The sequence below is a fragment of the Nocardioides cremeus genome (assembly GCF_030518195.1).
GTDB lineage: Bacteria > Actinomycetota > Actinomycetes > Propionibacteriales > Nocardioidaceae > Nocardioides > Nocardioides cremeus.
In genome coordinates this window covers 1-15799 of sequence record NZ_JAULSC010000017.1, presented here as the reverse complement: position 1 = coordinate 15799, position 15799 = coordinate 1, and the positions used below count along the sequence as shown (strand labels likewise).

Annotated in this window: 18 protein-coding genes and 1 tRNA gene; 13 read left to right on the top strand and 6 right to left on the bottom strand. The window is 74.1% G+C overall.

The features are described from left to right. Nucleotides 1–19 precede the first annotated feature (19 nt). Together QWJ41_RS15290 and QWJ41_RS15285 are read right to left on the bottom strand one after the other, a co-directional pair. Nucleotides 20–748, bottom strand: a complete 729-nt coding sequence (locus QWJ41_RS15290; RefSeq protein WP_302709274.1) for a hypothetical protein — start codon at nucleotides 746–748, stop codon at nucleotides 20–22. Further along, complete coding sequence (locus tag QWJ41_RS15285) at nucleotides 745–1896, bottom strand: CDP-glycerol glycerophosphotransferase family protein (protein WP_302709273.1); 1152 nt, start codon at nucleotides 1894–1896, stop codon at nucleotides 745–747. The genes QWJ41_RS15290 and QWJ41_RS15285 overlap by 4 nt, the downstream gene beginning before the upstream one ends. Before the next feature lie 101 nt (nucleotides 1897–1997). Between QWJ41_RS15285 and QWJ41_RS15280 the strand changes: the two genes are divergently transcribed. From QWJ41_RS15280 to QWJ41_RS15230, 11 genes are all read left to right on the top strand, one after another. Further along, on the top strand, nucleotides 1998–2252 hold the full coding sequence (locus tag QWJ41_RS15280) for a type B 50S ribosomal protein L31 (protein ID WP_302709272.1): 255 nt from the start codon (nucleotides 1998–2000) through the stop codon (nucleotides 2250–2252). Beyond that, nucleotides 2249–3325, top strand: coding sequence for a CobW family GTP-binding protein (locus tag QWJ41_RS15275; protein WP_302709271.1), 1077 nt, complete (start codon nucleotides 2249–2251; stop codon nucleotides 3323–3325). Before QWJ41_RS15280 ends, QWJ41_RS15275 begins: the two co-directional genes overlap by 4 nt. Nucleotides 3326–3366: 41 nt before the next feature. Continuing rightward, a complete protein-coding gene (gene rpmF, locus QWJ41_RS15270) occupies nucleotides 3367–3534 on the top strand; it encodes a 50S ribosomal protein L32 (RefSeq protein ID WP_302709270.1) in 168 nt (55 codons plus the stop codon). Beyond that, nucleotides 3531–3653, top strand: coding sequence for a type B 50S ribosomal protein L36 (gene ykgO / locus QWJ41_RS15265; RefSeq protein WP_302709269.1), 123 nt, complete (start codon nucleotides 3531–3533; stop codon nucleotides 3651–3653). The genes rpmF and ykgO overlap by 4 nt, the downstream gene beginning before the upstream one ends. A 22-nt stretch (nucleotides 3654–3675) precedes the next feature. Beyond that, on the top strand, nucleotides 3676–3912 hold the full coding sequence (rpmB, locus tag QWJ41_RS15260) for a 50S ribosomal protein L28 (RefSeq protein ID WP_302709268.1): 237 nt from the start codon (nucleotides 3676–3678) through the stop codon (nucleotides 3910–3912). Beyond that, nucleotides 3912–4082: a 50S ribosomal protein L33 gene (gene rpmG / locus QWJ41_RS15255; RefSeq protein ID WP_302709267.1), complete on the top strand. Its 171-nt coding sequence runs from the start codon at nucleotides 3912–3914 to the stop codon at nucleotides 4080–4082. The genes rpmB and rpmG overlap by 1 nt, the downstream gene beginning before the upstream one ends. Then, complete coding sequence (rpsN, locus tag QWJ41_RS15250; RefSeq protein ID WP_302709266.1) at nucleotides 4082–4384, top strand: 30S ribosomal protein S14; 303 nt, start codon at nucleotides 4082–4084, stop codon at nucleotides 4382–4384. Before rpmG ends, rpsN begins: the two co-directional genes overlap by 1 nt. 156 nt (nucleotides 4385–4540) lie before the next feature. Further along, entirely contained in the window at nucleotides 4541–4933 is a 393-nt protein-coding gene (locus tag QWJ41_RS15245) for a hypothetical protein (protein ID WP_302709265.1), read from the top strand. A gap of 51 nt (nucleotides 4934–4984) precedes the next feature. After that, nucleotides 4985–8470 (top strand): ATP-binding protein, encoded by a 3486-nt coding sequence (locus tag QWJ41_RS15240; protein WP_302709264.1) that lies wholly within the window; start codon nucleotides 4985–4987, stop codon nucleotides 8468–8470. Next, complete coding sequence (locus QWJ41_RS15235; protein ID WP_302709263.1) at nucleotides 8467–9831, top strand: FAD-binding oxidoreductase; 1365 nt, start codon at nucleotides 8467–8469, stop codon at nucleotides 9829–9831. The genes QWJ41_RS15240 and QWJ41_RS15235 overlap by 4 nt, the downstream gene beginning before the upstream one ends. A gap of 139 nt (nucleotides 9832–9970) precedes the next feature. Then, a complete protein-coding gene (locus tag QWJ41_RS15230) occupies nucleotides 9971–11374 on the top strand; it encodes an FAD-binding oxidoreductase (protein ID WP_302709262.1) in 1404 nt (467 codons plus the stop codon). 10 nt (nucleotides 11375–11384) lie between these two features. Here the strand turns inward: QWJ41_RS15230 and QWJ41_RS15225 are convergent, their stop codons facing one another. The 3 genes from QWJ41_RS15225 to QWJ41_RS15215 form a co-directional block, all read right to left on the bottom strand. Then, the gene (locus QWJ41_RS15225; RefSeq protein WP_302709261.1) at nucleotides 11385–12737 is read right to left on the bottom strand and encodes a DUF222 domain-containing protein; all 1353 of its coding nucleotides are present in this window, start codon (nucleotides 12735–12737) and stop codon (nucleotides 11385–11387) included. Between the two features lie 93 nt (nucleotides 12738–12830). Continuing rightward, nucleotides 12831–13688, bottom strand: coding sequence for a glycerophosphodiester phosphodiesterase (locus tag QWJ41_RS15220; RefSeq protein ID WP_302709260.1), 858 nt, complete (start codon nucleotides 13686–13688; stop codon nucleotides 12831–12833). Between the two features lie 29 nt (nucleotides 13689–13717). Beyond that, nucleotides 13718–13791, bottom strand: a tRNA-Met gene (locus tag QWJ41_RS15215). A gap of 93 nt (nucleotides 13792–13884) precedes the next feature. Between QWJ41_RS15215 and QWJ41_RS15210 the strand changes: the two genes are divergently transcribed. Further along, nucleotides 13885–14709: an NAD(P)H-binding protein gene (locus QWJ41_RS15210; protein WP_302709259.1), complete on the top strand. Its 825-nt coding sequence runs from the start codon at nucleotides 13885–13887 to the stop codon at nucleotides 14707–14709. Nucleotides 14710–14816: 107 nt separating this feature from the next. After that, the gene (locus tag QWJ41_RS15205; RefSeq protein ID WP_302709258.1) at nucleotides 14817–15701 is read left to right on the top strand and encodes a hypothetical protein; all 885 of its coding nucleotides are present in this window, start codon (nucleotides 14817–14819) and stop codon (nucleotides 15699–15701) included. On the opposite strand, the gene QWJ41_RS22060 is transcribed toward QWJ41_RS15205, so the two are convergent. Continuing rightward, entirely contained in the window at nucleotides 15682–15786 is a 105-nt protein-coding gene (locus QWJ41_RS22060; protein WP_369292734.1) for a PEP-utilizing enzyme, read from the bottom strand. The genes QWJ41_RS15205 and QWJ41_RS22060 overlap by 20 nt on opposite strands. Nucleotides 15787–15799: the final 13 nt, after the last annotated feature.

Genomic DNA, 15799 nt, shown 5'->3' with positions numbered 1-15799 from the left:
CACCGACGGTAGTGGGTCGTCAGGACCGGCGCAGCGCGCGGCGCAGCACGCGACCGAGATTGGTGCGCACCAGCAGCGGATCCACCGAGAAGAGGATCGGCAGGGTGGTCCCCTCGCGCCACCAGGGGTTGAGCTCCTCGTAGCGCTCGGCGAGGCGGCGCGCCTCGGGCGAGCGGGGCAGCGACTCGCCGTCGGCGACGTTGGCGCCGCGGACGACACCGTGCTCGGCGTCGAAGGAGGTCGGGTAGAACGCCTGGGCGAACTCGGTCAGCGCCGCCCGCGCCCACGACGGCGCACCCTCGTCGCGCAGCGACCAGGTGCGTCCGGAGGTGCGTGTGAGCGAGACGTAGCTCTGCGGGAACGCGGTGGTCACGAAGTGCAGGCTGCGCAGCCCGAAGCCGCGCCAGGCGATCGGCAGCAGCCGCCACGGCGCCAGGATCGTCTTGGGGTGCCCGCGGTAGGCGCGACGGAAGTAGAAGAACTTCGAGAACATCAGCAGCATCCGGCGCCGCTCGACGTCGACCGGCAGCATCGCGATCGTGAAGAAGCCCTGCGCCACGTCGTCGGGGTCCACGAAGACGAACACGTAGCGGTCGGGGCCGACCACCGCGCGCCGGAACTCCTCCCAGTCCTGGGCCTCGGGCCGGGTGAGCGTGAGCATCTCCAGGCGCAGCCGCCAGATCTCGCGCAGCCGCTCCTCGCTGATCTCGTGGCTCTCGAGCAGCAGGACGCGCAGCGGTCGGCTCACGCGATGGTCTCGGCGACGCGACCGGATGAGTCGACCGCCTCACCCAGGAGCCGGTCGCGCAGGACCACCAGCTCGGAGACGGAGTCGAGGAAGCGCCGGGTGCTGTCACCGACCTGGAGGTCGTCGAAGTAGTGGTGGCGCATCGCCAGCCGGGCCAGGTGGTGCTCGTCGCGCTCGAGCCGCGCCGTGAGCAGGGCCGTGAGCCCGCCGACCGTCGTGGTGTCGACCACGTCCGCGCAGCGGCTGACCGGCACCTCGCGACGCAGCCGCTCGCCGTCGTGGTGGCGGTCGGTGAGGAAGATCGGCTTCTCGGTGCGCAGGTAGAGCCAGTCGAGGCCGACCGAGGAGACGTCGGTGATCATCGCGTCGCAATCGGGGATGACCGCGAGGATGTCGCCGCGAAGCACCTGCGCGTGCCCCGCCCCGGGCTGCCGCTCGCCGGCCTCGTCGACAAGGCGCAGCACCTCCAGGTGCGCCTCGCGCACGGCCGGCGTGGTGCTGGTGACGATCTTGGGGTGCGGCTTGTAGACGAGCCGCACGTCGGGCACCTCCAGCACGGCCTCCACGATCAGCGGGCCCAGCACGTCGAGGGAGGTGTAGTCGTTGTAGTCGGCGTCGCCCTCCCAGGTGGGGGCGTAGAGCACGGTACGACGGGTGCTGGGCGCCAGCAGCGGTGCTGGGCGCAGGTCGAGCTGGGGTCGTCCGGTGCGCACCAGACGACGGGTGTCGAGCTCGAGCAGGCCGGTGACGTGGCGCTGCACCGCGGCCTCGCCGGCCACGAAGACGCGGTCGTAGGCCTTCGCGTTGTTGCTGGCCATCGACTGCTTGTCGCTCTCGCCGTGGTTGATGTGCACGTGCAGCCGGCGGCCGTCGAGCAGCGACTGGAAGTTGAGCATCGAGTTGTTGCAGTAGAGCACGACCTTGGCGTCGAGCCGCTCGTAGAGCGCGGTCAGCTCGGGGAACTCCACGGCCGTGAGCACCGGCAGCTCGGTGCGCTCGCGCAGCACCTCGCCGGAGGCGGCGTCGCGCACCACGATCGCCACCGGGTGCTGCTCGTGGAGCAGCGCCAGCACGTCGAGCCACTGGACGAGCTGGTAGGTGCGGGTCGGGTCATCGGCGAAGTAGGCGATGACGTGCACGTCGTTCACGAGCGGAGTTTACGGCCTGCCCGGTCGACGGCCGAGCGGTGGCGCCCCCGGCTCCCCAGAGGTGTGTATGATGAGAACGATTCTCGTTATCAGGAGGAACCATGAAGAAGGACCTGCACCCGACCTACGGGCCGGTGGCGTTCCGCGACCGCTCCACCGGACGCGTCACGGTGACCCGCTCGACACTGGCGAGCCGGCCCCCCGTCGCGGTCGTCGAGGTCGACGGCGCCGCCTACCCCGTCGTCGACGTCGACATCACCAGCGACAGCCACCCGTTCTGGACCGGCACCGCCCGCACGCTCGACAACGAGGGACGCGTCGAGAAGTTCAGGCGTCGCTACGATGGCCGCGCATGAGGACACCGCTCGTCGTGGTGACCGGGGTCGAGGCGACCGCGATGGACACGACGATGATGAGCCTGTCCTGGGACCTGCCCCGCGCGGTCGTCGTACGACACCGCATCGACCCGCACTCCCAGGTGCTCTCCCGGGTCGTCAGCGACACCACCGGGGTGCTGGAGCACGAGCAGGTCCAGCTCGAGCACGCCTGCGTGGGCTGCGCCCTGCGCGAGGACATCCTGCCGACGCTCGAGCGCCTCGCCCGCGACGGGCGGTGGAGCGCGATCGTCTCCGGGCTGCCGACCGGCACCGAGGCGGGCCAGCTCGCCCACGCCCTGACCAGCGACGCCCGGCTGGCCCGGCACATCAAGCTGAGCAGCGTGGTGGCCGCGCTCGGCGGCGACGACGTCGTGCGCGACCTGCTCAGCGACGACCTGCTGCGCGAGCGCGACGCGCACACCAACCCCGCCGACGACCGTGGCGTCGGCGAGGTGGCCTGCGCCCAGGTCGAGCTCGCCGACCTCGTCGTCCTCGGCGGCAGCGCCGACACCGGGGCCCGCGACCTGGTGCGGGCCCTGGCCCGGCCCGACGCGGACGTCGTGCTGGACCCCGCCGACCTCGACCCGACCACCATCGCCTCGCAGCGCCACGAGCCGGCGCGCGCCGGCGCCTGGCTCTCCCCCGACCTCCACACGGAGCTGCCCGCCCTCCACGGCGGCAGCGCGTGGCGGCTCGACCTCTGCTCCCCCCGCCCCTTCCACCCCGAGCGGCTGCTCGACCAGATCGAGCGCCTCGGCACCGGCCGGTTCCGCTCCCGTGGCTCGTTCTGGCTGCCCACCCGCCCCGGCGTCCAGCTGGAGTGGTCGGGAGCCGGCGGCCAGCTCAGCATCGGCAGCCTCAGCCCCTGGGGCCGCCGCACCCCGGTGACGCGGCTGGTCCTCACCGGTCTCGGCACCGTCCCCGGCGACCTCGCACCAGCGTTCGAGGACATCCTCCTCACCCCCACCGAGGCGCTGCTCGACGCCCGCAGCTGGACCGTCCGGGAGGACGGTCTCGAGCCCTGGCTCGGCGACATCCGCGACGCGGCCTGAGCCGCACCCACCCACACCACGCACCTACCGAAGGAGCACCCGTGGCCGTCCCCAAGCGCCGCACCTCACGCAGCAACACCCGCCACCGACGCTCGCAGTGGAAGGCCACCGCGCCGGCCCTGGTGCCCGTCACCGTCGACGGCGAGACCCACCAGGTCCCGCGCCGCCTGGTCCGGGCCGTCATCCGCGGCTACGTGGACCCGTCGTGAAGGTACGCAACTCCCTCCGCTCCGTGAAGAACCAGCCCGGCTCCCAGGTCGTGCGCCGACGCGGACGCACCTACGTCATCAACAAGCGCAACCCCCGGCTCAAGACCCGCCAGGGCTGAGCCCCCACCACCGAGGAACCCCATGCCGCGCACCTGCCAGGTCACCGGAGCCCAGCCCGGCTTCGGACACCACGTCTCGCACTCGCACCGGCGCACCAAGCGCCGCTTCGACGTCAACATCCAGTCCAAGCGCTACTGGGCGCCCACCCTCGACCGGCACGTCACGCTCAGGCTGAGCGCGCGTGGCATCAAGACGGTCGACCGGCGCGGCATCGACGCCGTCGTCGCCGACATCCTGGCCCGAGGAGGGCGGCTCTGATGGCCAGGCGAGGCAACGACCTGCGCCCGATCGTCAAGCTGCGCTCCACGGCCGGCACCGGGCACACCTACGTGACCCGCAAGAACCGCCGCAACGACCCCGACCGGATGGTCCTGCGCAAGTACGACCCCCGGGTGCGGCGCCACGTCGACTTCCGCGAGGAGCGCTGATGGCCAGGACGTCCAAGATCGTGGCCAACGAACGGCGCAAGCAGACCGTCGCCCGCTACGCCGAGCGCCGCGCCCGCCTCAAGGAGGCCGTCCGCACCGCCACCACCCGCGAGGACCGCGACGCGGCCGTCCGCGCCCTGGCGCGGCTGCCCCGCGACGCGAGCCCCGTGCGGGTGCGCAACCGCGACCAGGTCGACGGTCGCGCGCGCGGCTACGTCGGCAAGGTCGGCCTGTCCCGCATCAACCTGCGCACCCTGGCCCACCGCGGCGAGCTGCCGGGCATCACGAAGTCCTCCTGGTGAGCCCGACCGCCTGACCCGGCGTCCTGCCCTCGTCAGCCGGGCCGAAGGACCCTTTCGTGCCGGCGGGCGGCTGTGCACCATGGGCACGTCTCGGTTCGAGCACAGGGCCGAGGTCGACGCCCCGACCGCGGGTCGGGCATCCCTCAGAGGCGGCTAATGACCCTGACCACGCACACCCGCGTGACCGTGCAGCTCGACGAGGACCTCGACGGCATCACGACCGGCGCCGCCGACGCACTCACCGACATGGCCCTGGCGCTGCTGCTCCACGCGGACGAGCACCACGGCGGCGGCGCGACCCTGCGGCTCGTCCGCACGGACGGGCGGCTGGACCTGTGGCTCCACGACCCCGAGTGCTCACCCGCGTGCCTGTGCCGCTCCGCGCAGCTGCCGAGCACGGCGGGGCTGGACCACACGCACCCGGGCGACGTACGGCTCGTGATGGACCCGGGACCCGAGGGGGGCCTGCACCTGCACTGGGCGCTGTCCCCCGCGCCCCTGGGAGGCCCCGGAGAAAACCGGCTACCGCCGCGCCTCCTGCAGCCCTAGCCTGGATCGACGTACGCCGCCGGGGCGTGCGTGCAGCGCGTGGATGTGCCAGTGGACGAGACGAGCCCGCTCCGGGTCAGCCTGCTGGGCCGTCTGGCGGCGTCGTACGACGGCGCGCCTCTCGACCTGGGCGGGCGGCGCCAGCGCGCGGTGCTGGCGGTGCTGCTGCTGGCCCGCGGAGACCTGGTGCCGGTCGAGCGGCTGGTCGAGGCGGTGTGGGGCGAGCACGCCGGCGACACCGCGGTGGGCGCGCTGCAGTCCTACGTCTCGCACCTGCGTCGCCGGCTGCAACCGGGCTCGGCGGCGCGCGCCCGCTCCGCGGTCATCGTGCGTGAGGGGCCCGGCTACGCCGTGCGGCTGCCCGCGGAGGCCGTCGACGCGTGGCGCTTCGAGGCGCTGGTGGCGCGGGCCGAGCGCCTCGAGCGGCCCGCCGAGGCAGCGGAGGCGCTGCGCGAGGCGTTGGAGCTGTGGGCCGGCCCCGCGCTCGCGGAGTACGCCGACGAGCCCTGGGCCGCCGCCGACGTGGCCCGCCTGACCGAGCTGCGCCGGGTGGCCCGTGAGCGCCGCCTGGTGGCCCGCCTCGAGGTCGAGGACCCAGCGGTGCTGGTGCCCGAGCTCGAGGCGCTGGTGCAGGAGGACCCGCTGCGCGAGGAGCGCTGGCGCGCGCTGGCGCTGGCCCTCTACCGGTCGCAGCGCCAGGCCGACGCCCTGGCTGCGCTGCGCACCGCCCGGCGGACCCTGGCCGACGAGCTCGGGGTCGACCCGGGCCCGGCGCTCCAGCGGCTGGAGGCCGCCGTGCTGGCCCACTCCCCCGACCTGCTGCCCGCCCGGGCCTCCGCCCCCGCACCGAGTCCGGCGCCCGCGCCCAGGCCCGTCGGTACCGCACCGCTCGTCGAGCGCGACCACGAGCTCGCCACGCTGCAGGAGGCGGTCGAGGCGCTCGCCCAGCGACGCTCCGGGCTCGTCGTGGTGCAGGGGCCGGCCGGCATCGGCAAGACCCGGCTGCTGATCGAGACCGGGAGGCTCGCCGCCGACCGCTCGCTGCGCCTGCTCACCGCCCGCGGGTCGCAGCTGGAGACCGCGTTCGCGTACGGCGTGGTGCGCCAGCTGCTCGAGCCGGTGCTGGGCGAGGGCCCGCACCGGGAGGCCCTCCTGCGCGACGCCGGGGCGGCCCGCAGCGTCTTCGACCTCGCCGAGGAGGGCCGGGTCGACGGCTTCGCCGTGCTCGACGGGCTGCACCGGCTCGTGGCGGCGGTGGCGGCGCAGGGGCCGCTCGTGCTGGCCGTCGACGACGCCCAGTGGTGCGACGCCGGGTCGCTGCGGTTCCTGGCCTACCTCGCGCGGCGCCTCGGCTCCCTGCCGGTGCTGCTGGTGGTCGCCGGTCGCTCCGGGGGCGACGAGCTGCGCCAGGAGGCGCCGCTGGCCGAGCTCGCCCTCGAGCCCGACGCGCGGCTGCTGCGACCGGCCGCGCTGTCGCACGCGGCGACCGTCGAGCTCGTCTCGGCAGGGCTGCGCACCGAGCCGGCGCCGCTCTTCGCCGAGGCCTGCCACCGCACCACCGCCGGCAACCCGATGCTGCTCAGCCACCTTCTGCGGGCGCTGGCCGCCGACGGCGTGCGCCCCGACGCCGCGCACACCGACCGGGTGCTGGCGATCGGCACGCGGGCGGTGTCGAGCACGGTGCTGATGCGCCTGCGCGGGCTGCCCGACGACGTGGCCGACGTGGCCCGCGCGGCCGCGGTGCTGGGCGACGGCGCCACCTCGGTGACGGTCGCCGACCTGGCCGGGGTGGCCGAGGACTGCGCCGTTGCCGCGCTCGGCGAGCTGACCCGCGCCGAGGTGCTGGGCGACCACCAGCCGATCGCCTTCGTGCACCCGGTGGTGCGTGACGCCCTGCACCAGTCGCTGCCGGCGGTCGAGCGCGCGCACTGGCACGAACGGGCAGCGAGCGTGCTGCGCGCCCGCGGTGGCAGCGACGAGCAGGTCGCGGCCCACCTGCTCGTGGCTCCGGCCCGCGGCGACGAGGCGGTGGCCGACCTGCTGCGCAGCGCGGCGCGCGCGGCCGCCGACCGGGGCGCGCCCGAGAGCGCGGCGACCTACCTGCGCCGCGCGCTCCACGAGCAGCCCCACGCGGCCTGGCGCCCGTCGGCGCTGTTCCAGCTCGGCATGCTCGAGGCCGCCTTCGACGGCGGCACCGCAGTGGTCCACCTCGAGGAGGCCTACCGGCTGCACCCCGACCCGGCTCGTCGCGGCGAGATCGCGCTGGCCTGCGGCGCCACCCACGTCTTCGCCAGCCCGCCCGGGGTGGCGATCGCCTTCGCCCGCGCCGCCGCGCGGTGCCTGCCGCCGGGCGCACCTTCGTCGTCGGACCAGCGGCAGGGACTGGTCGCGCTGCAGCGGATGGCCGGCTTCCTGCACTCGCTCGAGGACGGGTGGCGCACCCCGGCGCCGGAGCCGGAGGGGCGTGGCCCGGGCGCACAGATGTTGTCGGCGACGATCGCGCTGGAGTCGCTGGTCGAGGGCGTCGACCGGGCACGGGCCACCACGATGGCGCGCTGCGCGCTCGAGGACGACCAGCTGCTCGGCGTCGACGACGGCCTCTTCTGGATCAACGCCGCCGTGGTGCTCACCGTCTGCGAGGAGCCGCTGGGCGACTTCTGGAGCCGCGCCCGCCGGGCCGCCGGCGCCCGAGGATCGCTCTTCGCGAGCCTGTCGATCAACCTGTGGGAGGGCTTCGAGCGCTGGCTGCACGGCGACCTCGACGGCGCGCTCGCCTGCCTCGGCGACGGGCTCGAGCAGGACCGGATGTGGGGCGGCACCGGGATCGGCGAGGCGGTCGGACGCGCCCTGTCGGTCTGCTGCCACCTCGACCGCGGCGACGTCGGCGCTGCGCGCCAGGTGGCCGACGGGCTCACGCCGGGGCCGGTCTTCGGCGAGGGCGAGCGGCTGTTGGGACAGGCACGGGCCCGGTTGCTCCTGGCCGAGGGCCGGCCGGCCGAGGCGCTGGCCGCGCTCGAGGCGGTGCCCACCGGCATCGCGATCGCCAACCCGGCCTGGAACCCCTGGCGCGGCGTGCGTGCCGCAGCGCTGCACGCCTCGGGCCAGGCGGCGCGGGCGCTGGCGAGCGCCACCGAGCAGGTCGAGCTGCTGCGCGCCTGGGGCGCGCCCGCAGCCCTGGGCCAAGGGCTCGGCCAGCTCGGCGAGCTGCGCGGCGACGAGGGCGCCGACGACCTGCGCGAGGCGGTCGCCCTGCTGGCCGGCACCCCCGCGGCGGTGGCCCTGGCCCGCGCCAGGTGCGCGCTGGGCCGCCTGCCCCAGGTGCCCGACGCCGAGGCGGTCCCACTGCTGCTACAGGCCCACCGCACCGCCGAGGCGCGGGGCGCCGCAGCGGTGCGGGAGGACGCCCGGGTCGAGCTGGCCAGGCGTGGGCACCCGCTCACCGGCACCCAGGTGCGCGTCCTCGACGAGACCGGCTCAAGTCGTCCTCAAGTGGGGGCGGGCATGCTCGGGGACCACACCGACGGGAGACGATCGTGACGGTGCAGCAGGACGACCGTGCCCGCGCGCTGCGCGGGCTGTGCGGCGGGGCGGTCTGCCTGCCCGGCGACGCGGCGTACGACCTGGCTCGCACGCCCTGGAACCTGATGCTCGACGACCACCCGGCCGCCGTGGCCTACCCGGCCGGGCCCCAGGAGGTCGGCGAGGTGGTCCGGGCGGCCGCGGCGAGCGGGCTCTCGGTGGCCGCCCAGGGCACCGGCCACGGCGCCCCGCCGCTGGCCGGGCGGCTGGGCGAGGCGGTGCTGCTGCGCACCTCGGCGATGACCGAGGTGCGGATCTCGCCGGAGACCCGCACCGCGCGGGTCGGCGCCGGCGTGCTGTGGGGCGACCTGGCCGACGCGGCCGGCCGGCACGGGCTGGCCGCGTTGCACCCCACCTCCCCCGACGTCGGGGTGGTCGGCTACTCCCTGGGCGGCGGGATCGGCTGGTACGCGCGCCGGCTCGGGCTGCAGTGCAACGCGGTGCGTGCCGCCGAGGTGGTGCTCGCCGACGGCAGCGTGGTGCGGGCCAGCGCGGACGACGAGCCCGAGCTGTTCTGGGCGCTGCGCGGCAGCGGCGCCGCGCTGGGCGTGGTGTGCGCCCTCGAGTTCGACCTGCACCCGGTCGCGACCGTGGTCGCCGGGACCCTGGTCTGGGACTGGACCCAGCTCGAGCGGGTGCTGCCGGCGTGGGTGGCATGGTGCGAGACGGCCCCGCGCGAGGTCACCAGCTCGTTCCGGGTGCTCAGCGTCGGCGACGACGAGCAGATGCCGGCCGCGATGCGGGGGCGCCGGCTGGTGCTGGTCGACGGCGCCGTGCTCGGCCCCGACGCCCTGGCCGCCGAGGTCCTGGCCCCGCTGCGCGCGCTTGCCCCAGAGATCGACACGGTGGCGCGGGTGCCGGCCGCCTCGCTGGTGCGCCTGCACCTCGAGCCCGAGGGTCCCACGCCGGCGTACGCGAGCAGCGTGCTGGTGGACTCGCTGCCCGACGCCGCCATCGGTGCGGTCCTCGACGCCGTGGGGCCGGGCTCGGCGAGCGAGCTGTCATTGGTCGAGCTGCGCCAGCTCGGGGGCGCGCTGGCCGAGCGCGACCCCCTCGGCGGCGCGCTGGACCACCTCGACGGCCGGTTCCTGGCGCTGGGCGTCGGGCTCGACCCGGACCCCGCGGGCTGGGCCCGCCAGCGCGAGGACGCGCGTCGCTTCGTCGACGCCGTGACCCCCTGGTCGGGGCGCACCTACCTGCCGATGGTCGACGAGCCCTCCGACACCCGCAAGGCCTTCCCGCCCGAGGTGCACGCTCGGCTCGGCGCCGTACGCCGCGCCGTCGACCCGGCCGGGCTGTTCATGCCGCCGCACCACTGACCGCCCCACCTCGGGCTGCGACTTGAGCCGGGGCCTCAAGCCGCTCCCAACTCCGTCTCAAGCCACCTGGGCGACGGTCCTCCTGGCGTCACCCGGATGCCACCCCGCAGGCCGCTGAGGCCCTGACCCAGGAGAGAACATGACCACCACGTTCGACGACACCGTCGACGCCGGGACCGCCGTGCGCACACCGTTCGAGGAGCTGCGCCGGCGACTGACCGGCACCCTGCACACCCCCGACGACCCGGAGTACGCCGTGCGCGCCTCGGCCTGGAACCTCGCCGTCGAGATGGCGCCGGCCGCGGTCGTGGCCGTGGCCACCCCTGAGGACGTCGCCACCACGATCCGCTTCGCCGGCGAGCACGGCTTCACCGTCGGGGTGCAGGCCACCGGGCACGGCGCGGAGTCGTCGCTGGCCGGGCACCTGCTGGTCGTCACCTCCGGCCTCGACGAGCTCGTCGTCCACCCCGAGGGCTGGGCGCGGGCGGGGGCCGGCGTGAAGTGGCTGCGCGTCATCGAGGCCGCGGCCCCCCACGGCCTGGCTCCGCTCAACGGCTCGTCGAGCGACGTCGGGGTCGTCGGCTTCACCACCGGCGGCGGCGTGGGCCCGATGTCGCGGATGCACGGCATCGCGGCCGACAAGGTGCGCGCCTTCGACGTGGTCACCGGCGACGGCGTGGCGCGGCGGGTCACCCCCACCGAGCACCCCGACCTGTTCTTCGCACTGCGCGGCGGCAAAGGTGCGACCGCGATCGTCACCGCCGTCGAGTTCGACCTCGTCGAGCAGGCATCGTTCTACGGCGGCGCGGTCTACTTCGACGCCGCCGACGCCGAGCGCGTGATCGAGCGGTGGCGCGACTGGTCGGCCCGGCTGCCCGAGGTCGGCTCCACCTCGTTCGCGCTGTTCCAGCTGCCCGACCTACCGGGGGTGCCGCCGCCGCTGGTGGGGCGGATGACCCTGGCGGTGCGCTTCCTGTGGGTCGCCGACCCCGAGGAGGGCAGGGCGCTGCTCGACGAGATCAGGCAGGTGGCGCCGGTGGTGCTCGACGACGCGTCGCTGCGCCCGTACACCGAGGTCGACGCCGTGCACGCCGACCCGGTCGACCCGATGCCGTGCACCGACCCGGCGATGCTGCTGACCGACTTCCCGGCCGAGGCCGCCGAGCTGTTCCTGGCCGCGGCCGGCCCCGGGTCGGGGTCGCCGCAGGTGCTGGTCGAGGTGCGGGCGCTCGGCGGTGCCTACGCCCGGCCGCCGGCGCACCCGGACGCCTTCTCCCACCGCGCGGCGGGCTACAGCGTCCTCGCGGTCGGCGTCCCGGGCACCGGCTCCTCCGAGCACGCGCAGTGCCTGTTCTCGGCACTGTCGGACTGGGACACCGGGGGCATCTGGCCGAACTTCGGCCCGCCGCACGACGAGACGACTGCCCGCCGGGCCTACGACCCGGCCACCCTGCGGCGCCTCGCCGAGGTCGCGCAGTCCTACGACCCCGACGGCGTGCTGCAGTGCGGCGAGTACGCAAGGCTGGCTGAGCCGGTGGCTTAGGCCACCGGGCTCAGGCAGCCTGGTCGATGCGGCGGGTGCCGGTGGGGTCGACGAGGTAGATCGCTCCGAAGCGGTCGCGCCACAGGAAGACACCGGGGAAGGGTTGCTTGACCCGCAGGTGTCCGAAGGTCTTGGCGCGGTGGTGGGTGGTGGTCATCGGTCCGTAGTTCCCGACCTCGCTCGACCCACCGGCTGCCCCGGGCGCCCAGGGATCGGTGTGGTCTGTCTGCATCGTGTTGCTGGTGCAGGAGGAGTAGGGGAAGACATCGGCCGGCGAGATCAGTCGCACGGCCCGTCTATGTCGCGCCGGGATCTCGTAGGCATCGACGGGTACTTGTCCGAGTGGGTCGAAGACCGGGCGGATCGTGAACCTCGCGTGCGGGCCGAGGACCTCGCGGACCCATTCGCGGGTGACCGGGCCGTGGCCCTCCACCCTCGCGATCGCCGGGACGCCCCCGGTGCCGTCGTCGTTGATGTCGTGGCCGTCGAGGTGGACCACCACCTCCACCTTCGGCACCAGGGCGGTCAGGTCGAGGTCCTCGGGGGCGGTGCCGGGGTTGGCGAGCATCAGCACCGCCAGCACCCGGCGCTCGTCGGCGCACACCACCGTGGTCGCCGGATCGGGCTGCTCCTCCCCCACCGGCTGACGGATCGGGTCGGCGGCGTGCGGGTCATCCGGCAGCTGCTCGCGCAACCGCTCCGCCAGCGCACCGATGGTCGCGTCGAGCTGGGCGATCACCGGGATGGGGGCGCGGATCAGGAACGAGGCCATCCCGTGCTCGGGTGTGCCGACGATCTTCGCGAACGTCGCCCGCCGGGCACGCTCCTCCTTCTCCCGCGCCAGCTCGGGTGCGGCGGCCGCGACCTTGCCGACCACGAGTGCCTCGAACCTGGTCCACGGGATCCGGCCGTCGGCCGATTCCGCGACCTCCGCGTCGACCCAGGCGGCCTCGAGTGCGGTCAGCTCACGGGTCTTGGTGACCACGAACCGGGCGTAGGAGGACCGCACCTCGCCGGCCACCACCCGTGCCCACAGCACGGGGTGGCGGTGGTGCAGGTCCTGCGCGTCCGCGATCAGGGACGCCGCGGCGTGGGTGGTGCGCCCGATCCGCACACCCAGCTCCGCGGCCGCGAACTCACTCACCGGCGCGGTGCCCTCACCGCCGTACTGACGGGCCTTCTCCCGCCCCGGCAGCACCGCCACCTTCGGGTTGAGGGTGCGAGCGGGGTCGTGGAGCACCGCCCACCGGTACGCCGCTCGCAACAACCCCACCTCGGCCCGCTGCGCCGTGGTCGCGAGCTCGGCAGCGGTGTCGAGGACAGCGTCCTCCGACATCTCCTCCACCGCCGCGTCCTTGAGCATGAGACCAGCCAAGCACCCACCACCGACATCCCCGTCTGACCCGCGTTTTCGCAGGTCAGACGGGTTGTGGCGAGGCGGGGCGCCTCGTCGGTCCTAGGCCGCGTCGGCGCGGGTACGACGCTCGGCGAAGACGTCCTCGAGCACGTCGGGGAAGTTCGTGATCACCCCGTCCACCCCACGGTCGAGCACCAGGTGCATGTCAGCCCGCTCGTTGACGGTGTAGGTGTGCACCTCCATGCCCGCGTCGTGCACGGCGTCGACGTACGAGGCGTCGAAGGAGCGGAAGCTCGGGTTGATCTGGTCGGCCCACGTCGACAGCTCCGGCAGGAGCGCCTCGGCGGGGCGACCGAGCAGGCCGACGGGCACCGAGGGCTGGATCTCGTGGTAGCGGGCCATCGACGCCCAGTCGAAGCTCTGCACGACCAGCCGCTCGGAGCGGACCGCGGAGGTGAGGTAGCCGGGGAAGCTCGCGAGCTCGTCGGCGACCTGCTGCTCGATCCCGGGGTAGAGGGCCGGCGACTTCACCTCCATCAGGATGCCGGCGCGGCTGCGCCGGAGCTGCTGGACCATGTCGGCCATCGTCGGGATCGGCTCGCCGGCGTAGTCCTCGGAGAACCAGGAGCCCGCGTCGAGCTGCTGCATCTCGGCGTAGGTGAAGTCGCTGACGCGCCACGGCGCCCGGTCGGGGAAGACCTCCTCGACGTCGGTGGTGCGCGCGAGGGTGGTGTCGTGCACGAGCACCAGGACGCCGTCCTTCGAGCGCTGCACGTCGGCCTCGACCAGGTCGGAGCCCATCTCCACCCCCAGCTCGAAGGCGGCCATCGTGTTCTCGGGGGCGTGGCCCGATGACCGCGAGATGACCTGGCCGCGACGTCGGCCCGAACTCCTGACCGGCGTGACGGCTTGGGGCGCTCGACACCCTGAGGAACGCCAGAGGCCCCCTCTCACCATCACTGGTGGGAGGGGGCCTCTGGATCTTGTAGCGGGGGCAGGATTTGAACCTGCGACCTCTGGGTTATGAGCCCAGCGAGCTACCGAGCTGCTCCACCCCGCGTCGGTGGCTCAACCGTCACACACCGCACCCGACGCACACAATTCGGGGCCGCGGTCGGCGGGTGGGTGAGGGGCGCTGACCTAGGGTCGAGACGTGGATGCCGCAGATGCAGACGTGCTGATGATCGGGTGCGGCGACCTCGGGTCGCGCATCGGCCTGCGCCTCGCCGAGCGGGGGCACCGCGTCCTCGCCCTGCGCCGCCGGGCCGAGCTGGTGCCGGCGCCCCTGCACGGCCTGTCCGTCGACCTGGCCCACGAGGTCCCCGACCTGCCCGCGCTCGAGCTGCGCCACCTGGTCGTCGCCCTGACCGCCCGGCCGCGCTCCGAGGGGGCCTACCGCGCGACGTACGTCGACGGCATGCGGCGCGCGCTCGACGCCGTCGAGGCCGCCGGCCGGCTGCCCGAGCGCGCCGTCCTGATCTCCTCCACCGGGGTGCACGGCGACGTGCCCGACGGCACCCTCGTCGACGAGTCACACGCCCCCTCCCCCAAGGACGGCCCGGCGCGGGTGCTGCTGGAGGCCGAGGAGCTCTTCGCCGCCCGGGTGCCGGGTGGCACCGTGCTGCGCTGCTCGGGCCTGTACGACGGCACCGGGTCGAGGTTCGTCGACCGGGTGCGCGAGGGCCAGGTCGACGACCCGCACCGCTGGACCAACCGCATCCACCGCGACGACGCCGCCGCGGCCGCGGTCCACCTGCTCACCCGCCCCGAGGCGCCCGAGCCGATCTACCTCGGCAACGACGACGAGCCGGCGCTGATGGGCGACGTCGCGGGCCACCTGGCGCGACAGATCGACGTCCCAGCACCACCCACCGGCGATCCCGCGCAGGCGCACGGCAAGCGGATCTCCAACGCCCGGCTTCGCTCGACCGGCTGGGTCCCGGCCCATCCCACCTTCCGCGAGGGCTACGCCGTCTAGGAGCAACGAGGCAGGCGGCGGCCGGCGGACCAGCAGCGCGTTCGGAGTTGTTCGGAGTGGTCCCGACATGCATGGACAGCCGGTAGGCGAGCCCTAGCGTCCGATCCATGCCTCTCACCCTTGCCCGGTCCGCCCTCGCCGCCCTCACCGTCGCGGCCGCGACCACCTTCGCCCTCCAACCGAGCGCTACCGCTGCGACGTCAGGCTCACTGACGGGCCTGGGCGTCGAGTACGACTACCTGATCGCCCAGGCCGCCGACGGATGCACCAAGTCGAGCTCGTCCAGCATCCAGATGAGCGCTCCCGGCAAGGGGAAGGCCTTCGCCGCCACGGAGTATCAAGCGGGTTGGGTGGTCACCCTCGACGTCTCGACGCCGGACGGTGAGGTCCTCGACTCCCTCAGCACTCAGGACGCCTACACGAGCACGTACGAGCAGGCTGCGTTGCACCTCACCTTGACCTGCAAGCCGATCAAGCGGCTGCTGTCCCTGGGCTACGGCGCCGGGGAGCAGCTGCAGCTCTCGATCACGTCGGCGATCTACGAGGACGGCGACCACGTCCTCGACACCAGCGATGCCACCACGTCGTTCGTGCCCAAGCGAGTGGTCTCGGTCGAGCCGCAAAAGGCCACCAAGACCTCCGTCGGATACCGCATCAAGTCCCGCGCAACGCTCTGGTCGTCTGTGGAGGACGGATACGCGTGGGCCGAGCCGGACATGGGCGTGCCCGTCACGGGGCTGTGGAAGGGTTGCCCTTCGAGGACCGTCACGACGAAGGACGACGGCACTTTCACGGTGACCTGGAAGAAGTCGGCCCTTCTCGACCGCAAGAACTTCGGCTACGGCGTGGCCGAGTCCAAGAAGCTCGGCTTCTTCGCAGGCGGCTGGACCATCAAGCGCGCTGAGAAGTTCATTCCGACGGACCGCTACTACAACGGATGCGGCGGTGCGCGCGCTGCTCGAGAGGCGCCGCCTACCCCGTCAGGACCGTGACGGTCCCGCGGTCGCCGTCGACCCGCACCCGGTCGCCGGTGTGCAGCACCCGGGTGGCGCCCTGGGTGTTGACCACGCAGGGCAGCCCGTACTCGCGC

Excerpts from the sequence above, each read along its gene's own strand:
- QWJ41_RS15280 (WP_302709272.1), top strand. The coding sequence starts at position 1,998 with ATGAAGAAGGACCTGCACCCGACCTACGGGCCGGTGGCGTTCCGCGAC.
- rpmB (WP_302709268.1), top strand. The coding sequence starts at position 3,676 with ATGCCGCGCACCTGCCAGGTCACCGGAGCCCAGCCCGGCTTCGGACAC.
- rpsN (WP_302709266.1), top strand. The coding sequence starts at position 4,082 with ATGGCCAGGACGTCCAAGATCGTGGCCAACGAACGGCGCAAGCAGACC.
- rpmG (WP_302709267.1), top strand. The coding sequence starts at position 3,912 with ATGGCCAGGCGAGGCAACGACCTGCGCCCGATCGTCAAGCTGCGCTCC.
- QWJ41_RS15225 (WP_302709261.1), bottom strand. The coding sequence starts at position 12,737 with ATGCTCAAGGACGCGGCGGTGGAGGAGATGTCGGAGGACGCTGTCCTC.
- QWJ41_RS15220 (WP_302709260.1), bottom strand. The coding sequence starts at position 13,688 with ATGGTGAGAGGGGGCCTCTGGCGTTCCTCAGGGTGTCGAGCGCCCCAA.
- QWJ41_RS15230 (WP_302709262.1), top strand. The coding sequence starts at position 9,971 with ATGACCACCACGTTCGACGACACCGTCGACGCCGGGACCGCCGTGCGC.
- QWJ41_RS15205 (WP_302709258.1), top strand. The coding sequence starts at position 14,817 with ATGCCTCTCACCCTTGCCCGGTCCGCCCTCGCCGCCCTCACCGTCGCG.
- QWJ41_RS15245 (WP_302709265.1), top strand. The coding sequence starts at position 4,541 with ATGACCCTGACCACGCACACCCGCGTGACCGTGCAGCTCGACGAGGAC.
- QWJ41_RS15275 (WP_302709271.1), top strand. The coding sequence starts at position 2,249 with ATGAGGACACCGCTCGTCGTGGTGACCGGGGTCGAGGCGACCGCGATG.